Below are 20,482 nucleotides of genomic sequence, written 5' to 3'. Positions count from 1 at the left end.
AGATCCCCGGCGCCCCTTCCGCGGCAAAGCGTCGCGGTTCAGGCTGACTGGCCGGAGGTGAAGCCGCCCTTGCCGAGCAGATCGGCAACGACGTCCCAGTTCACCAGCTTGTCGAGGAAGTTCGCGAGGTAGTTCGGGCGGACGTTGCGGAAGTCGAGGTAGTAGGCGTGCTCCCACACATCGACGCCGAGGATCGGCTTGCCTTCGCCGGTCGAGATCGGGTTGGCGCCGTTCGGGGTCTTCGTCACCTTCAGCTTGCCGCTGCCGTCGATGATCAGCCACGCCCAGCCGGAGCCGAACTGGCCCGCACCGGCCGCCTTGAAGTCATCCTTGAACTTCGCGAGGCCGCCGAGGTCGCTGTCGATCTTCGCCGCGAGCGCGGCCGGCACGCTCTCGCCATGCGAGCCGCCCGGCGCCATCACGTTCCAGAACAGGCAGTGGTTGTAGTGCTGGCCGGCCTGGTTCAGCACGGGCAGCCCGTCGGCGCCGGCCTTGCCGGCTTCGGCGACCACGGTTTCGAGCGACTTGCCGGCGAGGCCCTTGCTCTCGACCAGGCCGTTCAGCGCGGTGACGTAGGCGTTGTGATGCTTGCCGTGATGGAGCTCGAGCGTCTCCTGGCACATGCCGTTGGCGGCCAGCGCGCCGGTGGCGTAGGGCAGAGGAGGAAGGCTGAAGGCCATGGGGTCTCTCCCGATCGTCGGACGAAGCGCGGGCCGCGCTACCCGTCCGAGGTAGGCGGGGCCTTGTCGGGCGTCAACCGCATGGGGGTTTCGCGCCGCACCGCACACGCGCATATCGGCGCGGTGAGCCTTTCCCCGATCGGCGCCTTCGCGCGCAGCCACGACCCGGATCGATTTCTCTGCGCCCTGTTCGCACCGGCGGAGCGGCGCGAGCCGCTGTTCGCTCTGATCGCCTACAACCATGAACTCGCCCGCGCACGGGAGGCCACGTCCAACCCGATGGCCGCGCTGATCCGCCTGCAATGGTGGCGCGACGCGGTGGAAGAGGCGCGCGCCGGCCGCCCGCCCCGCCGGCACGAAGTCGCGGGGCCGTTGCAGGAGCAGGTCGCGGCGGGTGCGCTCGATGCCGATGCGCTGATCGACCTCGCCGATGCTCGGGAGGCAGAGACGGAGGAAGGCGGCTTCGCGGTCGAACAGGAATTCGTGACGTGGCTGCGCGGGACGGCGGGCGGATGGTCCGCGGTGGCGGGCCGCGCGCTCGGCGCCGATGCTGCGGCAGCCGAGGTGCTGCGGGGTCTTGGCGCGGCCTATGGGCTTGCGGGGGTGCTGGGATCGGTGGTCGCGCATGCGGCGCAGGGGCGCTGCCTGTTGCCTCTCGATCGCCTCGCCGCGGCCGGACTGCGCGCCGAGGAGGTGATCGCGGAACCGCAGGGCTCCCCGGTCGCCGGCGTGGTCCGGGCTTTGGCGCAGGAGGGGCTGACGGCGCTTGCCGGCGCGCGGCGTGACGTCACGCCGGCCTTCATCGCCGCAGCGCTGCCCGCCGTGCTGGCGAGGCGGGACCTTCGGCAGTTGGCCCGGGCGGGCAGGGTGGCGGGGCGCGGCGTCGGTGATCGATTCGCCGTGTCATGGGCGGGCATCCGGCAGAAGCTTTGATGGACAGCCGGCGGGCGTGTCCGATCGCGCTGACGTGATCTGACGGGTTCCCGCGCCGTGGAGCCAATGCCCGCCTGGGTTTGCGGCTGATCGGCACGCGAGGCGCACCACAGCCGGCTGTGAGCGGGTTCATCGCCCGATGCGGACTCCTGCGGTACGGCTCGGATGACAACGCATGCAGGAGTCGCAGACCATGCCGGTGAACGATGCGGAATTCGGGGGGGCGACAGGCGATCGCAACCTCGCCTTCGCGCAGGGCTGGAATCCGTCGAGCCGCTCGGCGCGTGGCGGCATCTCCTTTCCCCAACAGGTGAAGATCCGTCCAGGCGAGATCCTGATCCGCATCGGCCATTCCGTGGACGCCAATGGGGATGCGATTCCGGACTGGGTGAACCTGACCTCCCCGTGGTGGATGACCAGCGGCACCTTCCTTGAGATCGGCGGGCGCAGCGAGGATTCCGGAACCGGCATCGAGCAGATGGTGCGCATGAAGCTGGCCCTGACGCCGGATTTCGGCGTGGCCGACACGCTGTTCTGGGTGCGCGTCAAGCAGACGCTGCGGGCGTGGAACGGCCGGGGCTTTCCGGTGATGGAGGACCCCGACCCGGCGGTGCGCGAGAGCCAGGGCGTGCCGCTCGCTTGGCATGGGGGCTACGAGATCTCGCAGAACTTCATCCCCGGCCTGCGCGACTTCGCGGCGTGGAAGCCGTCGCCCATCGCACTCGGCGCCTTCGAGGTGCTGCCGAAGATGCCGCTGATCGCCTGGGGCTCGCTGCGCGCCGGCGGCTTCGCCGCGCTGCCCTTCCCGATGCCCTGATCCGGAGTTTCCGATGCAGTCCGTGCTTGCTGCTTTCCCGCGCCGCCCGCTGACCCTGAAGCCCGGCCGCAGCGCGACCGGGGGCTGGGTGCTCGCCATTCTGGGCCTGCTGCTGTTCGGCGGTTTCCTAGTGCTGGTCGGCGCCCAGATCGCGCCCGAAATCCGCGACGACCTCGCCATCCGCGATACGGCACGGCCGGCGCCGCAGGTGCGGGTGAACGGCGGCCGCTGCCGGTCGCGCCTGTTCATGTTCCAGGATTGCGAGGTGACGCTCACCTGGCGCGGCAAGGACGGCACCGGCACCCGCACCATGAGCTACATGTTCGTCGAGCCGCATATGGGCTCCTGGAACGTCATGCCGATGATGGACCCGGCGAGGCCGGACCTCGTCAGCACCGACCTCGGTATCGAGCGCCTGACGAACCGCATCGTGACCGCGATCGGCGCCGTCATCGTCGCGCTGGCGCTGATCGCCGGCGGCTTCGTGGCGGCGCGGAAGGCGCAGCGGATATCCGGCGAGGTGAAGGCGCTGTCCGGCCGGGTGCTGGAGCCGGTTCCCGTGGCCTTCGACGGCTGGGGCCAGCAGACATGGAAGATCCGGGATGAGCACGGCACGGCCTTCGAATGGCCTGTCGGGAAAAAGGACAAGCCCTTCGTGCTGGATGAGCAGCGCGGCCTGATGCTGGCGCTGCGCCCGGCGGAGGGCGGCCCGGCCTTCCCCCTGGACGAGAAGCTGCGCTTCGTGACGCTGAGCCCGGAGGAGCGCGCCGCCATCCGGCAGGCCGGCGGGCTGCCGCCAACTTGACGCCGCGGGGGGCCGCCGTGAAGCATGGCCGCGCAATGCGCGGGGCCGAAGGATGATCGAGGGCGTGCCGTCCGGGACGGTCGGCGTGCCGGTCGTCATCTTCTCCTTCGACCGGCCGCAATACCTTGAGAAGCTGTGTCGCGGGCTGCTGGGACAGACGCAGGTGCGTGTCGATCCGGCGCGGGTGATCCTCGCGCAGGATGGCGAGGTGTCGGCGCTGACCGGCCATCGCCATGCGCTGCCCCGGCGCCTGCGCCGCAGCATCGAGGTGTTCCGCCATCACTTCCCCGAAGGCGAGGTGCTGGCGGCGGAGCACAATCTCGGCATTGCCGAGAACGTCCTGCGCGGCCAGCGCCACGTCTTCGAGACGCTGGATTGCGACGTCGGATATTTCTTCGAGGACGATCTGGAGCCGGGCCCGCTGTATCTTGCGGCGCTGGAGGCGATGCGCCTCGCGACCGAGCCCTTTGCCGCGCAGGTTGGCACCTTCGCCGCCTATGGGCCGCAGAAGGACCCGCAGCCGGGGCCGGCTGTCGGCCTGCAGCAGCTCGGCCACCATTGGGGATTCGGCCTGCGGCGCGATGCCTGGCGGCGCATCTGTGAGTGCAATGGGGATTGGTGGGACGAAGTCCGACGCAACGACTACCGCGCGCGGAACCGGCTTCGGCTGTTCCGCCTGTGGCGCAAGCGCGAGATGGCGGCCGTCGGCGTCAGCCAGGATGCGGCGTCTGAACTGGCCTGTGCCGAGCTGGGCCTGGCGCGGCTGAATACCTCGGTCTGCTTCGCTCGCTACATCGGCCAGGAGGGCGAGCATTTCACGCCCGGCGTCTTCAGGAAGCTAGGCTTCGACAGTGCCCGCCTGGCCGCGGGGGACCGCTTCACGATGGAACCCGTCACCGGGGAGCAGATTGCGCGGATCGCTGCGTCGGCGCGGACGATGCTGCGCGCCTGGCGGGCCAAGTCCCTCGAGCCGACCATCGCCGCGCTGGAGGCGGAACGCGACGACCCCGATCGGCTGGCGACCGAGGAGGAGATTGCCACGCTGTGGCACCTGATGCTGGACCGCCGGACGGTGCCGGCGGCGGTGATACGGCAGCATGCTGGCAGGACCACTATTCGCGCCTTGCGGCGCGAGATCGTCCGCATGCGGGAGTTCCAGCACCAGACCGGGCCGTGATCAGGCCCGCTTGCGTTTCGCCGGCCGCGCCTCCCGCGTCGTCAGCAGCGGAGCAAGGAAGCGGCCGGTGTGGCTTTCGGCCACGGCGGCGATGTCCTCCGGCGTGCCTTCCGCGATGAGGCGGCCACCGCCTTCGCCGCCTTCGGGGCCAAGGTCGAGCACCCAATCCGCGGTCTTGATGACTTCGAGGTTGTGCTCGATCACCACCACCGTGTTGCCCTGGTCAACAAGCGCATGCAGCACTTCGAGCAGCTTGCGCACATCCTCGAAATGCAGGCCGGTCGTCGGCTCGTCGAGGATGTAGAGCGTGCGGCCCGTGGCGCGGCGGGAGAGTTCCTTCGACAGCTTGATGCGCTGCGCCTCGCCGCCCGACAGCGTCGTCGCCTGCTGGCCGAGATGGATGTAGCCGAGGCCGACATCGCGCAGCACGGACAGCTTGTCGCGGATCGACGGCACCGCGCTGAAGAACTCCACGCCCTCGTCCACCGTCATGTCGAGGACGTCGGCGATCGACTTCCCGCGGAACTTCACTTCCAGCGTCTCGCGGTTGTAGCGCTTGCCCTTGCAGGTGTCGCAGGTGACGTAGACGTCGGGCAGGAAGTGCATCTCGATCTTGATGAGGCCGTCACCCTGGCAGGCTTCGCAGCGGCCGCCCTTCACGTTGAAGCTGAAGCGGCCGGGCTTGTAGCCGCGGGCGCGGCTGTCGGGCATCTCCGCGAACCAGTCGCGGATCGGTGCGAACAGGCCGGTATAGGTCGCGGGGTTCGACCGCGGCGTGCGGCCGATCGGCGACTGGTCGATGTCGATGATCTTGTCGAGCAGGTCGAGGCCCTCGATCCGCTCATGCGGGGCAGGGACCTCGGCCGCGCCCATCAGGCGACGGGAGGCGGCCTTGTACAGCGTCTCGATCACCAGGGTGGACTTGCCGCCGCCGGAGACGCCGGTGATGCAGGTGAAGGTGCCGAGCGGTAGCGACGCCGTCAGGTTCTTCAGGTTGTTGCCGGTGGCACCGACGACGCGGAGTTGCTTCTTGCGGTCGATCTTGCGGCGCGTCGCGGGCACCTCGATGCGGCGGATGCCGGACAGGTACTGGCCGGTCAGGCTGGCCGGGTTGGCGGCGACCTCGGCCGGCGTGCCCTGGGCGATGACGTGGCCGCCGCCCTTGCCCGCGGCCGGGCCGATATCGATCAGGTGGTCGGCCTGGCGGATCGCATCCTCGTCATGCTCGACCACCAGCACCGTGTTGCCGAGGTCCCGCAGGCGCCGCAGCGTCGTCAGCAGGCGTTCATTGTCGCGCTGGTGCAGGCCGATGGAGGGTTCATCCAGCACATAGAGCACGCCGGTCAGGCCGGAGCCGATCTGCGAGGCGAGGCGGATGCGCTGCGATTCGCCGCCCGAGAGTGTCGCGGAACCGCGTCCGAGGCTGAGATAGTCCAGCCCGACATCGACCAGGAACTGCAGCCGTTCCTCGATCTCGCGCAGGATGCGGCGGGCGATCTCCTGGCGCTGCGGCGTCAGAGTCTCCATCACCGTCGCGAACCAGTCGCGCGCGCGGCGGATCGACAGCTCGCTGACCTCGCCGATATGCTTCGTCGCGATCTTCACCGACAACGCCTGCGGCTTCAGCCGGTAGCCGGCGCAGACCGCGCAGGGCTTCTGCGCCTGGTATCGCGAGAGATCCTCGCGCACCCACGGGTTGTCCGTTTCCTTGAAGCGGCGCTCGAGGTTCGGGATGACGCCCTCGAAGGGCTTCTTCACCTCATAGGCGCGCAGCCCGTCCTTGTAGCGGAGGGTCACGACCTCATCGCCGGTGCCAAACATGATCTGCTGGCGCACTGCGGCCGGGATGTCCTGCCACGCGGTCGTCATCGTGAACTTGAAATGCTTCGCGAGGCTGTCGAGCGTCTGCGTGTAGTAGGGCGACTGCGCGCCGGTCCAGGGCGCGACGGCGCCATCCTTCAGAGAGACGTCGTCCTGCGGCACGACCAGCATCGGGTCGAAGAAGGTCTCGGTGCCGAGACCGTCGCAGGACGGGCAGGCGCCGTGCGGGGAGTTGAAGGAGAACAGCCGTGGCTCGACTTCCTCGATGGTGAAGCCGCTGACGGGGCAGGCGAACTTCGCGCTAAAGACGGTGCGTTCCTGCGTGTCGGCATTCTCGGCATAGGCGATGCCGTCGGACAGGCCGAGCGCGGTCTCGAAGGAATCCGCGAGACGCTGCGCGATGCCTTCGCGGACCACGATGCGGTCGATCACCGCCTCGATGTCGTGCTTCAGCTTCTTGTCGAGCTTCGGGGCCTCGGCGATCAGGTGCAGCTCGCCGTTGACCTTCACGCGCTCGAAGCCGCGGCGCTGGAGCTCGGCGAGTTCCTTCTTGAACTCGCCCTTCTTGCCGCGGGCGACGGGGGCGAGCAGCAGCAGCCGCGTGCCTTCCGGCATCGCCATCACGCGATCGACCATCTGGGAGACCGTCTGCGCCTCGATCGGCAGGCCGGTCGCGGGCGAGTACGGCACGCCCGCGCGCGCCCAGAGCAGGCGCATGTAGTCGTGGATCTCGGTGACCGTGCCGACGGTCGAACGCGGATTGTGGCTGGTGGTCTTCTGCTCGATGGAGATCGCGGGCGACAGGCCCTCGATGCTGTCCACATCGGGCTTCTGCATGAGCTGCAGGAACTGCCGCGCATAGGCCGAGAGCGACTCGACGTAGCGCCGCTGGCCTTCCGCGTAGATGGTGTCGAAGGCGAGCGACGACTTGCCCGACCCGGACAGGCCGGTGACGACCGTCAGCTTGTCGCGCGGAATGTCGAGGTCGACATCCTTGAGATTGTGCTGCCGCGCGCCGCGAATACGGATCTGGCCGGTCATGCAGGGGCTCCGAACCTGGCGCGGCGGAGCCGGCCGGTGATGTTCCGGTGATGTTCTCTTTACTATATGATCCGGGAGGTGCCGGAAGGGAAGGGGATGTTGCAATGCGGCAGCCTCCGGGCAGGCCCCCGCGCACGGCGGGGCGCGCCTGGCGTGGCGGGGTCCCGGGGCTGGCCGTGCACGGCCGAAGCGAGTATTGACTGCGGTTTACGCAATTGGCCGGAAATCCGATATTTCCGGGACCTCAGACCGCGGCGGAAATCAGCATGGCAGGCGTCAACAAGGCGATCATCCTCGGGCGGCTGGGCCGCGACCCGGAAGTCCGCAACTTCCAGAACGGCGGTAAGGTCGTGAACCTGCGTATCGCAACCTCCGAGCGATACAAGGACCGCGAAGGCAACCAACAGGAACGCACGGAGTGGCACGCCGTCGCCATCTTCAACGAACGCCTGGGCGAAGTGGCCGAGAAGTACCTGCGCAAGGGCAGCGAGGTCTACATCGAGGGCCAGATCGAAACCCGCAAGTGGCAGGACCAGGGCGGGCAGGAGCGCTACACGACCGAGATCGTGCTACGCCAGTTCCGCGGCGAGCTGCAGCTCATCGGCGGCCGCGGTTCGGGCGGCGGGGCGTCGGAGGAGGGCGGCTATGCCGAGCGCTCCTCGGGCGGCGGCGGGGCGCGCAGCGGCGGCTATGAAGGCGGTGGCGGCGGGCGTTCCTCCCCCGGCGGCGGTTCCCGCAGCGGGGGCGGCGGCTGGGACTCCAAGAAGACCGACCTGGACGACGAAATTCCCTTCTGAAGGCCGGCCCGGTGCGGCGGTTGACTGCCGCCGCCGCACGGTGCCTATGACGCCCGAAACCCGCGCGCGGCCGCGCCGCGCGCCTTTGTGACCGGATCGAGCCCAGCCGCGTGAGCGACCCCAGCACCCCAGGCGACACCCCCATCGACACGACGCCGGTCGCGCTCGAGGAGGAGATGCGCCGCTCCTACCTCGACTACGCGATGAGCGTCATCGTCGCGCGTGCCCTGCCGGATGTGCGGGACGGGCTGAAGCCGGTGCATCGCCGCATCCTGTTTGCGATGCAGGAGGCCGGGTACACATCCGACAAGCCGTACCGCAAATCCGCCCGCGTCGTCGGCGACGTGATGGGTAAGTACCACCCGCACGGCGACAGCTCGATCTACGACGCCATGGTGCGCATGGCGCAGCCCTTCTCGATGCGGGTACCGCTGATCGACGGGCAGGGGAACTTCGGCTCGGTGGACGGCGATCCGCCGGCGGCGATGCGTTACACCGAGGCGCGGCTCGCGCCCTCCGCCATGGCGCTGCTGGAGGGCATCGACGAGGACACCGTCGATTTCCAGGCCAATTACGACGAGAGCGCCGAGGAGCCGCGCGTCCTGCCGGCCGCCTTCCCGAACCTGCTGGTGAACGGCGCCGGCGGCATCGCCGTCGGCATGGCGACGAATATCCCGACGCACAACCCGACCGAGGTGATCGACGCCACGCTGGCGCTGATCGGCGACAACACGCTGACCCTCGAAGACCTGATGAAGATCATCCCGGGGCCGGATTTCCCGACCGGCGGGCTGATCCTCGGACGCTCGGGCATCCGCCAGGCCTTCGAGACGGGCCGCGGCTCCGTTCCGCTGCGCGCGCGCGCCGAGATCGAGGAGATGCGGGGCGGCCGCGAGGCGATCGCCATCTCCGAGATCCCGTACCAGGTGAACAAGGCGACGCTGCTCGAGAAGATCGCGGAACTGGTCCGTGCGAAGGCGATCGAGGGCATCTCGGACCTGCGTGACGAGTCCGACCGGTCGGGCATGCGCATCGTCATCGAGCTGAAGCGCGACGCCACGGCGGAGGTGGTGTTGAACCAGCTCTACCGGATGACGTCGTTGCAGACGTCCTTCGCCGTGAACTTCCTGGCCCTGCACAATGGCCGGCCGCAGCAGATGGGGCTGCGCGACGCGCTGATGGCCTTCATCGGCTTCCGCGAGGACGTCATCCTGCGGCGGTCCCGCTTCCGGCTGAACAAGGCGCGGGAACGCGGGCACCTTCTGATCGGCCTCGCCATCGCCGTCGCCAACATCGACGAGGTGATTCGCGTCATCCGTGCCAGCGCCGATGCCGCGACCGCCCGTGTCGCGCTGATGGAACGCGACTGGCCAGCCGGCGATGTCGGCGTGCTGCTGGAACTGGTGGACGACTACCGCAACGTCATCACGCCGGAAGGCACGGTGCGGCTGACCGAGGAACAGGCGCGCGGCATCCTCGACCTGCGCCTGCAGCGCCTGACGGGCCTCGAACGCGACAAGATCACGGCGGAGCTCGGCGAGGTCGGCGAGAAGATCCGCGACCTGCTCGATATCCTCGGCTCGCGCATCCGCCGCATGGAGGTGATGACGGCCGAACTGCTCGCCGTGCGCGCCAAGATCGCCTCGCCGCGGATGACGCAGATCGTCGATGGCCTCGCCGATGTCGATGACGAGAGCCTGATCGAGCCCGGCACCATGGTGGTGACGCTGACGCGCGACGGCTATGTGAAGCGCACGCCGCTTGACACCTTCCGCGCGCAGGGTCGCGGCGGGAAGGGGCGGACGGGCGCCGGCACGCGGTCGGATGACGTCGTCATCCGGTCCTTCGTCGCCCACACGCATCAATTCGTGCTGTTCTTCACCAGCCGCGGCATCGCCTTCCGCGAGAAGGTCTGGCAGTTGCCGGAAGGCGGCGCGACCGGGCGCGGGCGATCCCTGCGACAGGTGCTGGCCTTGCAGGAAGGCGAGAGCGTCACGGCCGTGCTGCCGCTGCCGCTCGACGAGACGCTGTGGGACGGGCTGCACCTGGTGTTCGCGACGGTGCAGGGCAATGTCCGGCGCAACCGGCTGTCGGATTTCAAGAACGTCCGCTCGTCCGGCCTGATCGCCATGAAGCTGGACGAGGGCGACAGCCTCGTCGGCGTCGCGACCTGCCGCGAGGGCGACGACGTGCTGCTCGCGACGCGGCTGGGCAAGGCCATCCGCTTCCAGGCGGAACCGGACACGCTGCGCGTCTTCGCGGGCCGCGATTCGACCGGCGTGCGCGGCATCCGTCTGCTCAAGGACGACAGCGTCATCGCGCTGTCGGTGCTGCGCCATGGCGATGCCTCTCCGGAGGAGCGCCTGGCCTATCTCAAGGCCGCCGCCGCCCGCCGCCGCGCCGCCGGCGAGGAAGCCGAGGCCGCGCCGATCGAGGAGAGTGACGAGCCCGTCGCCGAGGTCGCCCTCAGCGCCGAGCGGTTCGACGCGCTGGCCGATGCGGAGGAGATCATCCTCGCTGTCACCGATGGCGGCTTCGGCAAGCGTACGTCGTCCCACGAATATCGCGTGACCGGCCGGGGCGGGCAGGGGATCAACGGCATCACCCTGACGAAGCGCACGGGCAGGGAGGTTGTCGCGACCTTCCCGGTGCGCGCCGGCGACCATCTGATGCTGGTCACGGATGGCGGGCAGCTGATCCGCATCCAGGCCGATGCGGTGCGCGTCACCGGCCGGCAGGGCATGGGCGTCACGCTGATGCGCCTGGCCGAGGGCGAGCGGGTCATCTCCTGCTTCCCCGTGGCGGACGACGATGAAGGCGGCGAGGAAACGCCGCCCGAGGAAACGGCGGAGACCAATGACTGAACGCGTCGCCCTCTATCCGGGCACCTTCGACCCCGTCACCAACGGGCATCTCGATGTGATCGGCCGCGCCGCGCGGCTGGTCGACCGGCTGGTGGTCGGCGTTGCCATCAACATCGGCAAGGGGCCGCTGTTCGACCTCGAGGAGCGCGTGGACCTCGTCCGCGTGGAGGTCGCGCCGATCGCGGCGCGCACGGGCGTGGTCATCGAGGTGCGGCCCTTCGAAGGGCTGCTGGTGCAGTACGCGAAGGATCTCGGCGCGCGAATGATCGTGCGCGGCCTGCGCGCGGTTGCGGATTTCGACTATGAGTTCCAGATGGTCGGCATGAACCGCCGCCTGGACCCGGAGATCGAGACCGTCTTCCTGATGGCCTCCGAGACCAACCAGTTCATCGCCTCCCGCCTCGTGAAGGAAATCGCGAAGCTGGGCGGCGACATTTCCGGCTTCGTGCCGAAGACGACGCTTGACCGCACCTTGGCCAAGCTGCGCGCAACACAGGGCTGAAGGGAAACCGACACATGGACCGCAGGACGCTTCTTGGCGGCAGCATCGCCGCGTTTGGCCTCGCCGCCTGCGCGCAGCAGGCCCCGGCGCAGACCACGCCCGCCCCCGCACCGGCCGCGCCCGATCCGGAAAACACGCTGATCCTCGAGATCCCCTCCGGCACCGTGACCATCCAGCTGCTGCCCGACCTGGCGCCGAACCATGTGGCGCGCATCAAGCAGCTGACCCGCCAGGGCTTCTACAACAACACGCCGTTCCATCGCGTGATCGAGGGCTTCATGGCCCAGGGCGGCGACCCGACCGGGACCGGCACGGGTGGCTCGCCGCTTCCGAACCTCCGCGCCGAATTCAGCCCGCCGTCGCGCGCGCGCTTCCTGCGCGGTACTGTCGGCATGGCGCGCACGGCCGACCCGAACAGCGCGAACAGCCAGTTCTTCATCATGTTCGCACCGAACCAGTCGCTCGACGGCCAGTACACCATCTGGGGCCGGGTGATCTCCGGCATGGATGCCGTGGACCGCATCAAGCGCGGCGCGCCGGGCTCGGGCACGGTGACCAACCCCGACCGCATCCGCACCGCGCGTATCGCCACCGACGCCCGCTGATCAGGAGGCACTGATCATGTCCGAGACCACCCCGGCCGCCGACCTTGAGAACACGCTGATCCTCGACCTCGAGCACGGCACGGTCACCATCGCGCTGCGCCCCGACCTCGCACCCAAGCATGTCGAGCAAATCAAGGCGCTGGCCCGCCGCGGCTTCTATGACGGCGTGCCCTTTCATCGTGTCATCGAAGGCTTCATGGCCCAGGGCGGCGACCCGACCGGTACCGGCACCGGCGGTTCCGACCTGCCGGACATCGAGGCCGAGTTCAGCCAGCCCGGCACCGCGCGGTTCGTCCGCGGCACCTGCGGCATGGCGCGCACGCAGAACCCGCACAGCGCGAACAGCCAGTTCTTCATCATGTTCGCGCCGGCCACCAGCCTCGATGGCCAGTACACCATCTGGGGGCAGGTGACGTCCGGCATGGAAGCGATCGACAAGATCAAGCGCGGTGCCGGCGGCTCCGGCATGGTCCAGGGCCCGGATCGCATCCGCAGCATGAAGGTGGCGGCCGACGCCGCGTGAGGCTATGACGCGGCGCGCGTCCGCGCCCCCAATATCGGGCGTGAAGCGCCGCGCGGCTGTGAGCCGGTAGCTCAGTCGGTAGAGCAACGGACTTTTAATCTGTAGGTCGAGGGTTCGAGTCCCTCCCGGCTCATTCTTCCGCTTTCATGCAATCGCGCCCCGCACTTCCGCGCGGGGCGCGACGCCTTCAGCCGTCAGAGCCGAGGCGGGACCTCGTTCTGCGGGCGCGCGCCGCTGATATTCGTGCCGGCGACATCGTCCACGGCGCGGCTCGCCATCGTCCCCCGGGGATTGCCCGGTGCGCCATCAGGCGGGGACCCTGCCACCCCGCCTTCGCGCTCGACATAGCCGCTCCAGCCGGAAGCGCGATAATCGGCCTCACGGGACGACACGTTGACAGGGCCGTGCGCCGTCAGGATGTCGGCTGCGCGATCCATCCGGACGCTGTCCGTCCGTACGGTGACGATGGTGCCGCCGCGACTGACGCCCTCGGCGTAGACATGTGCTTCGCGCTCATCGACACCCGACCGGGTGAGCGACCCGATGATCCCGCCAGCGGCCGCACCCGCACCGGCGCCGGCCAGCGTCACGGCAAGCCAGCCCGCCGCGACGAGCGGCCCGATCCCGGGTATCGCCATGATGCCCAGCCCGGTCAGCAGGCCGGCACCACCCCCTACCACACCGCCGATCGAGGCGCCGACGCCGGCATTGCTTTCAGTCGGTTCTTCGCTGACTGCCGTGGTGGTGCCCTGGCCAAGGAGGCTCACCTCGTCCTGGGTAAAGCCGGCCGCCTCGAGGTCGCGGACGGCAGCGAGCGCTGCGGCGTGAGTATCAAAGAGCCAAGTTCTGGTTCGCATCGTCATCTGATGTTCCTTTCATGCCGGTGGGCAGCTTCTCGGCGAAGCACCCCCGGTTGGTTCTCGGGGCTCAGCGGGACGGCGTTGCCGGCGCCGGTGTCGCCGGAGCAGGTGTAGCCGGAGCAGGTGCAGCGGCCGGCGGCGTCGCTGCGGGGGCCGGCATGGACGCGCCCGGCATCGGGCCCGCGCCGGTCGCGATCCGGCCGCGGAAGTCCATCGCGAGCTCCACAGCCGCGCCGCTGCGCATGCCGCGGCCGCGCCAGATGCCGTTGTCGTCCTTCCGCAACGCTTCGACGCCCGTGAAGCCAGCGGCCTCGAAGCGGCTGCGCGCCTGGCCCTCGGTGAAGCTGTTCGCGCCATTCTCCAGCGCCGTCATCGCCACGATCTGCGGGCCGTCGTCAGGGCGTGCTTCCGACCGGTCGCCCGTTGGCGCAGCCGGCGTCGCAGGGGCGGCAGCCGGGGGGTTCCCGGGTCGCGCCGGCTGAGTCTGCGCCAGGGCGCCCTGAGCGAGAAGCACGCTGCCGAGCAGTGCAGCCGTGGTGAGCATGGGTCGCATGTCATTCTCCCGAAGCAATGGTGCGTTCGTTGCCGGCCCTGCCTTTCGGGCGGTGCCGGAATGGGGCGATCCGCTGGCGACACGAGACGCCGCGTGGTGCCAGCGCCTCCTGCCCCTCCGGTACCGCGCCGACGAAGTCCCGGGACTTCGTCTCAGGGCACCAGATGCCGTTCGTCCGCAGAACGCGCCGACGCTTGCCTCGGTTTCGTCGCGGCAACGTGCGCGGCGGACGTTGCGCTGGTGCGCCCGCCGCCGCCCAAATGCCTTGCCCGATCGCTCATCGCCTTCGACAGTTGCTCAGATGCCGGAGGCCGAACCATGATCATGACCCGACGCGCTGCCCTGACCGGCGGCGCAATCCTCGCCGCGCCGTCCCTGGCGAAGGCGCAGGGTTTCCCGACGCGCCCGGTGCGGCTGATCGTGCCGATCGCCCCCGGCGGCGCGAACGACATCATCGCGCGGCTGATCGCCGAGCGTCTGGCGCCGATCCTCGGCCAGCCGGTCATCGTGGAGAACCGGCCCGGCGCCGGTGGCAACCTCGGCGCGCAGGCCGTGGCGCAGGCCGAGAAGGATGGTCACACCCTGCTCTTCACCTCGGCCAATGTGCTGACAGCGAACAAGTACCTCTACGGCAACCAGATGCCGATCGAGCCGATGCGGGACCTCGCGCCGGTCACGCGGGTCGCGATCGGCACCATCCTGCTCGTCGTCAACAGCCAGCGGCCCTACCGGACCTTCGAGGAACTGGTCGCCTTCGCCCGCGCGAACCCCGGCCGGGTGACGATGGGATCGTCGGGCACCGGCACGATCAGCCATCTGTTCCTGGAGAAGCTGAACCGCGCCGCCGGGATCGAGATCACGCACGTGCCGTATCGCGGCGGTGCGCTGGCCATCCAGGATCTCGCGTCAGGCACCATCGACATGATGTTCGACGCAATACCCGCATTGCTGCCGAACATCCGTGAAGGCCGCTTCCGCCCGCTCGTGGCCGGCAGCGCGCAGCGCATCACCTATGTGCCGGAACTCGCCAATGTGCCGGGCATGGACGAGGCCCTGCCGGGCAAGGGCTTCGATGCGCTCAACTGGTGGTCGGTCGTGGCCCCGGCCGGCACGCCGCCCGCGGCGGTCAACGTCCTGCACGCCGGGCTCGTCCGGGTGATGTCCGACGGTGCGCTCGGCACGCGCCTGCGGGAGATGTCCTTCCTCCCCACCACCGACCCGACGCCGGAAGCCTTCGGCGCATTCTGGCGGTCACAGGATGCGGTGTGGCGCGACCTTGTGGTCCAGTCCGGCGCTACCGCCCAGTAAGTCCCCGGGGCGCTGCGGCCGGGGGACAAGCGCGGGTTGTGAAGACTGACCCTGCGGACTGGAACCGCATGCACGCCGACGGAAGTGATGCAGGTGGCGGTCTGGCTGTGGTGCCGCCGAAGCGGTGAAAGCCGCAGGCTGCACCCGGGCCGGCTACCGGTCGTCGATCGTCGCCGTCAGGCCGTGCCGCCCATCCGGCAGGGCCACGGTGTCGAGCCGGTCGGCGTGATGGCGCATCAGCATCATGGCGAGGCCCGAGACGAAACCCGCCGCCTCGGTATCGGCATCCAGGTCGACCGTAGCCGTCGAAGCCATGGCCTCGCCGGGCCAGAGGAGGTCGATATCCAGCCGCAATTCGTCGAAGCGCGTGCGCAGCGTCACCATTCCGCCGGGTGCCACCACCAGCGGCGCGGCGTCGGCAAATTCCTCGAGCAGATGCGCGGCCTTGCCGACCACTTCCGCCCGCGCCCCGCAGGCCCGGCCTGTCTCGGTGATCGCGTCGACCAGTGCCTTCGCGCCGTCCTCGGGCCTCCAGTGCCATTCGGCGATGCGCGTTGCGCCGATGCGGAACAGCGCGTTGAGCGCCAGCGCCGCGGCCATGCCGAGCACGAGGCCTGATCCGATTGTCATCCGCACGTAGTCCGGCAGCGCGGCGTAGAGGCCGGGGATCTCGCTGTAGGACAGGGCGATCAGCAGCGCGACGCCGATCGTCAGCGTGCGCTTCGAATCGAGCAGCCGCTGCGTGATGATCGTCATGCCCGACATCAGGATGTAGGACGCTGCGTAGAGGAGCACGGCGCCCAGCACGCCCCGCGGCACTGCCATGGCGAGGGACGCTGCGCCGGGCGTGAGGCCGAGCAGGATCCATCCGATCCCCGCCGCGGCCGCGACGCGCCGCGCGGTGATGCCCGTCGCCGCCGCCAGGCCGACGCTGGCGGAATAGCTGTTCATGCCGATGACGCCAATCGCACCGGCGACGATGTTGCCGAGCCCGTCGGCGAGCATGCCGCGTTCGACGCTGCGGAAATCCGTGCGCTTCCAGTCCGGATTGCAGGCCCTTTGGCTTGCCACCACGTCGCCCATGACGCGCACGGCGGCGGCTAGCGCGCCGACGACGAAGCCCGGCAGGTAGACGAGCTCGAGGCTCGGCACGGTGAGCGGCCAGGACGGCAGGGCGAAATGCAGTACGGGTGCCGGCCGCTCCGGCAGGAAGCCGCCGGCGAGCAGCGCTACATGCATCAGGCAGCCTGCGCCGAGACCGATCAGCACCGCGATGATGCGGAGCCTCGGTTTCCCCCACACCGCAACGCCGCAGGTGACGCAGAGCGCGACGAGCGCGGCGGGTAGATCCCGTCCGTTGCCGGCCCCTGTCTCGTCCACGCCCAGCACGAGCCGCAGCGACAGCAGCCCAAGGATGATGCCGAGCACGGTCACGACGAGCCCGACCACCTCGGCGGGCAGGAAGCTGCGCAGCCGGTGCAGCACGCGCGACAGCAGCACGCCGGTCACGCCCGCCACCATGGTCAGCCCGGCGACGGCGCCGAGCCCGCCCTCCCGCGCCGCGGCCAGTGCCGGCGGCAGGAAGATCGCGGTGTAGACCGACGGCAGCAGGAAGCCGGAGCCGATCCCCCAGCGCCCCAGGCTTTGCAGGAGGGTGCCGATGCCGAGCGCGACCATGGCGAGGGCGAGGTAGCTTTCGGTGGTCCGCGCATCCGCCCCGGCGGCCTCCGCGACCAGCAGTGGAAAGACCAGTGTCACCGCGCCGACCGGCACGGAGTACATAGCACCGGTCGCGGTGCAGATCCGTGCGATGGATTCATACCGCCCCTTTCGTCGCGCCGCCGCGCTGTTCAATCCACGCGAACGAAACTCCGTCGTCACGATCGAGGAGATGGCCTCGCTGCTTGCGCCGCACGGCGCCACGCTCGACACCCTGCCGGTGCCGCTGCTGGATGGTAAGCCGCAGCCGGGCGCCATTCCCGACCTGGTCGCCGCGGCGCGGTCGGCCGGTGCGGAGTGGCTCTACATTCCGCCGGACACCTTTTTGAACGAGCACCGAAGCGCGCTGACCGCCGCCGCGCTACGTGAGGGGCTGCCGAGCTTCGCCGCCTCCGAACGCTTCGTCGCCTATGCCGACGGGCTGGCGGGGCTGGTCAGCCGTTACTACAGCGTCGGCGCCTTCACCGGCTTCAAGGCGGAGCAGATCCTGTTCGGCGGGGTCGCGCCGGAGGCGGTCCCGGTCGAGACGCTGTCGCGCTTCTCCTATCTGGTGCGCATGGACACGGCGCGGCGGCTGCGTGTCTATCCGCCGGTCGAACTGTTGCGCATCGCGGAGGCCGTGTAGCAGCCATGCTGCTGCGCAGCCGCATCGTCCTGCTCGCTGCCGTGATGGCGCCGGTGGTGGCCGGTGCCGTTGCCGCGCCGGGCTGGCTGCTGCTGAGGGAACGCGAGGCGCGCATCGGCGAGCTTACCGTCGCGCGGCAGGCCGCAATCGTCGAGGCGGAGACGCAGCGCGCCGCCCGGCCACTGGTGGACGCCGCCCGCCGCATTGCCGACGACGCGGCGCTGGCGGCGGCGCTGGCGCGTCAGGACGCGACTGCCGCCCGCGCACGCCTCGCGGTACTGGATGGTGGCGGCTCGCGGATCGAGGTGATCGGCCGCGGCGGTCGCGTGTTGCTGGCGCGGCCGGACGACCGCGGCATGGAGGGGATGATCGACATCGCGGCCGTGCTGCGCGAATACGCGCCCGGTACGGGTGGCAGTGGCATCGAGCCCGTGGCGGGGAACGGCGGGCTGCGGCTGGTGGCCTTCGCGCGCGGCGCCGGCACTGACGTCGTCGCGGTCGCCATGGATGCCGCGCCATTGCTGGAGGCGATAGGCGCGACGCTCGGTGGCCGCGCGCTGGCCGCGGACTTCGCCGGGCGCCATCTCCTGCCGGCTGATCCCGCCGCCTGGGATGGCATCGCCCCCGCCATTGTGTCAGGCGCGACGATGCCGGTCGATTTCCGTGACGGGGGACGCCGGCGGGAGATCGTCCCGACGCTTCTCATCGGCAGCAACGGTGTGCCGGTGGCGCGGCTGCTCGTGGTGCAGGATGCCTCGGCGGCGGCGCGGCGGCACGACCTGGTGGTGCTGGTTGCGGTGCTGGTGCTGGCCGGCTGCATCCTCCTGGCCGGCATCGTGCTGTTCCGCATGCTGCGGGCGGCGCTGGAACCACTGGGCGACCTTGCCGGCGTGCTGCACGCCATCGCCGGCGGGGATCGGCTGGCCAATGCGACGGTTGATGGACGTGCGGAGGAGATCGGCCGCATCGCCCGCGCGCTCGAGGTGCTGCGCAGTAGCGGCATCGCCCTTGACCGGCTGGAGACGCGCGAGCGGCTAGCGCGGCGGCGCCACTTGGCGCTGATCGGCGGCGCGCTGGCGCGCCTCGTCGGCGTACTCGAGACGTCGGAGCGCGACGCGGCGACGGCGGTGCTGCGCCGGCTGGAGGAGGGGTCGGGCGGCCTCGCCGATGCCTTCCAGACCATGGTCGAGGGCGTGCTGAACCGGCACGCCCGCCTGTCGGAGCTTCTCGCCGAACGCACGCGCGACCTCGAGCTCGTGCGCCAGGCACTGGACCAGCGCCTGCTGCTGGATCGCGTCGTGCAGGAACTGGAAGTCGCGCGGCGCCTGCAACTCGACAGCCTGCCCTCGGCGTTCCCCGTCTCGCCCTGCTTCGCAATCCATGCGGCGATGTGGCCGGCGAAGGAGGTCGGCGGCGACTTTTACGACGTGCTCGTCCTCGCCGATGGCCGCGTCGCGCTCATGGTGGGTGATGCCTCCGGGAAGGGGGTGGCGGCGGCCATCTTCGTCGCGATGACGCGCAGCCTGCTGCGCGCCGCGGTGTCGCGAGGCGCGAGCCCGGCCGAAGCGCTGGCGCAGGCCAACGACATGCTGGCCGCCGACAATCCGACCCTGATGTTTGCGACGGCCTTCATCGCGTTGCTCGACCCGGCGAGTGGCCTGCTGCGCTACGCCAATGGTGGCCACAACCCGCCATGGCTGGCGGGCGCCGCGGCGCAGCGCGCGCTGGGCGGTGGGGACGGCATCGCGCTCGGTGTCGTCGAGGGATTTGCTTTCGACGATCGCGAGGCGCTTCTGTCGCCCGGCGACCGGCTGCTGCTGTTCACCGACGGTGTGACGGAGGCCGACCGCGAGGATGGCAGCCTGTTCGGCGACGAGCGGCTGTCGGCGACGCTGGCCAGCGCGGCGGATGCACCGCCCGAGGCGCTCGTCGCACATGTGGCCGGTGCCGTCGCCGACTTCGCCGAGGGGCGCCCGCAGGCCGATGACATCACGCTGCTCTGCCTCGCCTATGCCGGCGCGGGGGTGGCGCAGGCTGCCGAATGAGAGGAGACGCAGGATGGACATCTATACGCAGGCGAGCGATGGCGTCGTGCTGCACAGGCTGAAGGGCCGGCTCGACAATGAATCGACCGGCAAGGCGGAGGGCACGATCCTCGGCAGCTTCGCGGACCCGGCGGCGCGCGTCATCCTCGATATGCGCGACGTGGCCTACGTTTCCTCGGCGGGGTTGCGTGTTGTGCTGATGGCGGCGAAGCGCGCGCGGTCATCGGCGGGACGCTTCGCCCTGTTCGGCCTGCCTTCGGCGGTGCAGGAGGTGTTCGACATCTCCGGCTTCTCGAAGGTGCTAGCGATCGGTGCCGAGGAGGCCGATGCGCGTCGCCTCGTCGGCGGATGACCGCCACGGCCCTGCCGCGCCGGATCGAGCGCGCCTGCTGCCGCGACGCGGCGGATATCGCGGCGGCGCTCGACTGGCTGGAGGCCGCGCTGGCGGAGGCCGGATGCCCGCCGAGCCGTGCAGCCGCCTGCCTTGTCGTCGCCGAGGAAATGCTGACGAATGTCGCGCGCCATGCGTGGCCGAAGGGCGTCGTACCTGGCGTCTTTGCCCTGTCGGCCGGCATTTGGCGGGGCAGGGAAGGGCTCGGGGTGCTCATCTCGACCGAGGATGACGGCATCCCCTTCGATCCGACCCTGTGCGAGCCTCCCGACACCGGCGCCTCGGTGGAAGGGCGGCCGGTGGGCGGCCTCGGCATCCACCTCGTGATGCGGATGACGAGTTGGCAGCGGTACCGCCGACGCGGCGGACGCAACCACTTCTCCGTTTTCTGGCGCTCTGCGTCGCCGCCGGACTGA

Annotated in this window: 19 protein-coding genes and 1 tRNA gene; 15 read left to right on the top strand and 5 right to left on the bottom strand. The window is 69.9% G+C overall.

What is annotated here, in order from left to right:
• Window positions 1–38: 38 nt before the first annotated feature.
• Window positions 39–680 carry a superoxide dismutase gene (locus GXW78_RS07305; protein WP_211867453.1) on the bottom strand — a complete coding sequence of 214 codons (642 nt, stop codon included), beginning with the start codon at window positions 678–680 and terminating at the stop codon, window positions 39–41.
• Between the two features lie 123 nt (window positions 681–803).
• Here GXW78_RS07305 and GXW78_RS07300 point away from each other — a divergent pair, with 123 nt between their 5' ends.
• From GXW78_RS07300 to GXW78_RS07285, 4 genes are all read left to right on the top strand, one after another.
• Complete coding sequence (locus GXW78_RS07300) at window positions 804–1,613, top strand: squalene/phytoene synthase family protein (RefSeq protein ID WP_338147701.1); 810 nt, start codon at window positions 804–806, stop codon at window positions 1,611–1,613.
• Window positions 1,614–1,788: 175 nt separating this feature from the next.
• The gene (locus GXW78_RS07295; protein ID WP_211867450.1) at window positions 1,789–2,430 is read left to right on the top strand and encodes a hypothetical protein; all 642 of its coding nucleotides are present in this window, start codon (window positions 1,789–1,791) and stop codon (window positions 2,428–2,430) included.
• A 13-nt stretch (window positions 2,431–2,443) separates the two neighbouring features.
• Window positions 2,444–3,235 carry a hypothetical protein gene (locus GXW78_RS07290; protein ID WP_211867448.1) on the top strand — a complete coding sequence of 264 codons (792 nt, stop codon included), beginning with the start codon at window positions 2,444–2,446 and terminating at the stop codon, window positions 3,233–3,235.
• A 64-nt stretch (window positions 3,236–3,299) separates the two neighbouring features.
• On the top strand, window positions 3,300–4,412 hold the full coding sequence (locus GXW78_RS07285; protein ID WP_211867446.1) for a glycosyltransferase family 2 protein: 1,113 nt from the start codon (window positions 3,300–3,302) through the stop codon (window positions 4,410–4,412).
• Here the strand turns inward: GXW78_RS07285 and uvrA are convergent, their stop codons facing one another.
• Window positions 4,413–7,274 (bottom strand): excinuclease ABC subunit UvrA, encoded by a 2,862-nt coding sequence (gene uvrA, locus GXW78_RS07280; protein WP_211867444.1) that lies wholly within the window; start codon window positions 7,272–7,274, stop codon window positions 4,413–4,415.
• A gap of 266 nt (window positions 7,275–7,540) precedes the next feature.
• Between uvrA and ssb the strand changes: the two genes are divergently transcribed.
• The 6 genes from ssb to GXW78_RS07250 all read left to right on the top strand — a co-directional run bounded on the left by ssb (window position 7,541) and on the right by GXW78_RS07250 (window position 12,698).
• Window positions 7,541–8,071: a single-stranded DNA-binding protein gene (ssb, locus tag GXW78_RS07275; protein WP_211867442.1), complete on the top strand. Its 531-nt coding sequence runs from the start codon at window positions 7,541–7,543 to the stop codon at window positions 8,069–8,071.
• Window positions 8,072–8,181: 110 nt separating this feature from the next.
• Window positions 8,182–10,935 carry a DNA gyrase subunit A gene (gene gyrA / locus GXW78_RS07270; protein ID WP_338147700.1) on the top strand — a complete coding sequence of 918 codons (2,754 nt, stop codon included), beginning with the start codon at window positions 8,182–8,184 and terminating at the stop codon, window positions 10,933–10,935.
• A complete protein-coding gene (coaD, locus tag GXW78_RS07265; protein WP_211867440.1) occupies window positions 10,928–11,437 on the top strand; it encodes a pantetheine-phosphate adenylyltransferase in 510 nt (169 codons plus the stop codon). The genes gyrA and coaD overlap by 8 nt, the downstream gene beginning before the upstream one ends.
• Before the next feature lie 14 nt (window positions 11,438–11,451).
• Window positions 11,452–12,042: a peptidylprolyl isomerase gene (locus GXW78_RS07260; protein WP_211867438.1), complete on the top strand. Its 591-nt coding sequence runs from the start codon at window positions 11,452–11,454 to the stop codon at window positions 12,040–12,042.
• Between the two features lie 16 nt (window positions 12,043–12,058).
• Complete coding sequence (locus GXW78_RS07255; RefSeq protein WP_211867436.1) at window positions 12,059–12,565, top strand: peptidylprolyl isomerase; 507 nt, start codon at window positions 12,059–12,061, stop codon at window positions 12,563–12,565.
• Window positions 12,566–12,625: 60 nt separating this feature from the next.
• Window positions 12,626–12,698 (top strand) — tRNA-Lys (locus GXW78_RS07250).
• Window positions 12,699–12,759: 61 nt separating this feature from the next.
• On the opposite strand, the gene GXW78_RS07245 is transcribed toward GXW78_RS07250, so the two are convergent.
• Window positions 12,760–13,428 (bottom strand): hypothetical protein, encoded by a 669-nt coding sequence (locus tag GXW78_RS07245; RefSeq protein ID WP_211867434.1) that lies wholly within the window; start codon window positions 13,426–13,428, stop codon window positions 12,760–12,762.
• Window positions 13,429–13,492: 64 nt separating this feature from the next.
• Window positions 13,493–13,978 carry a hypothetical protein gene (locus GXW78_RS07240; RefSeq protein WP_211867432.1) on the bottom strand — a complete coding sequence of 162 codons (486 nt, stop codon included), beginning with the start codon at window positions 13,976–13,978 and terminating at the stop codon, window positions 13,493–13,495.
• A gap of 318 nt (window positions 13,979–14,296) precedes the next feature.
• On the opposite strand from GXW78_RS07240, the gene GXW78_RS07235 reads away from it, so the two are divergent.
• Window positions 14,297–15,286 (top strand): Bug family tripartite tricarboxylate transporter substrate binding protein, encoded by a 990-nt coding sequence (locus GXW78_RS07235; RefSeq protein WP_246521940.1) that lies wholly within the window; start codon window positions 14,297–14,299, stop codon window positions 15,284–15,286.
• Between the two features lie 153 nt (window positions 15,287–15,439).
• Here the strand turns inward: GXW78_RS07235 and GXW78_RS07230 are convergent, their stop codons facing one another.
• Window positions 15,440–17,059 carry a solute carrier family 23 protein gene (locus GXW78_RS07230; RefSeq protein WP_211867430.1) on the bottom strand — a complete coding sequence of 540 codons (1,620 nt, stop codon included), beginning with the start codon at window positions 17,057–17,059 and terminating at the stop codon, window positions 15,440–15,442.
• 37 nt (window positions 17,060–17,096) lie between these two features.
• On the opposite strand from GXW78_RS07230, the gene GXW78_RS07225 reads away from it, so the two are divergent.
• The 4 genes from GXW78_RS07225 to GXW78_RS07210 are packed head-to-tail and all read left to right on the top strand — an operon-like array spanning window position 17,097 to window position 20,482.
• Window positions 17,097–17,630: an ABC transporter substrate binding protein gene (locus tag GXW78_RS07225; RefSeq protein WP_246521938.1), complete on the top strand. Its 534-nt coding sequence runs from the start codon at window positions 17,097–17,099 to the stop codon at window positions 17,628–17,630.
• Between the two features lie 5 nt (window positions 17,631–17,635).
• Window positions 17,636–19,675 carry a PP2C family protein-serine/threonine phosphatase gene (locus GXW78_RS07220; protein ID WP_211867427.1) on the top strand — a complete coding sequence of 680 codons (2,040 nt, stop codon included), beginning with the start codon at window positions 17,636–17,638 and terminating at the stop codon, window positions 19,673–19,675.
• 13 nt (window positions 19,676–19,688) lie between these two features.
• The gene (locus GXW78_RS07215) at window positions 19,689–20,027 is read left to right on the top strand and encodes an STAS domain-containing protein (protein WP_211867425.1); all 339 of its coding nucleotides are present in this window, start codon (window positions 19,689–19,691) and stop codon (window positions 20,025–20,027) included.
• The gene (locus GXW78_RS07210) at window positions 20,024–20,482 is read left to right on the top strand and encodes an ATP-binding protein (RefSeq protein ID WP_211867423.1); all 459 of its coding nucleotides are present in this window, start codon (window positions 20,024–20,026) and stop codon (window positions 20,480–20,482) included. The genes GXW78_RS07215 and GXW78_RS07210 overlap by 4 nt, the downstream gene beginning before the upstream one ends.

Origin of the sequence: Neoroseomonas terrae (genome assembly GCF_018129025.1) — a bacterium.
Lineage (GTDB): Bacteria > Pseudomonadota > Alphaproteobacteria > Acetobacterales > Acetobacteraceae > Neoroseomonas > Neoroseomonas terrae.
Note: the sequence above shows the minus strand (reverse complement) of the source record. Positions and strands in the feature narration are given on the sequence as shown.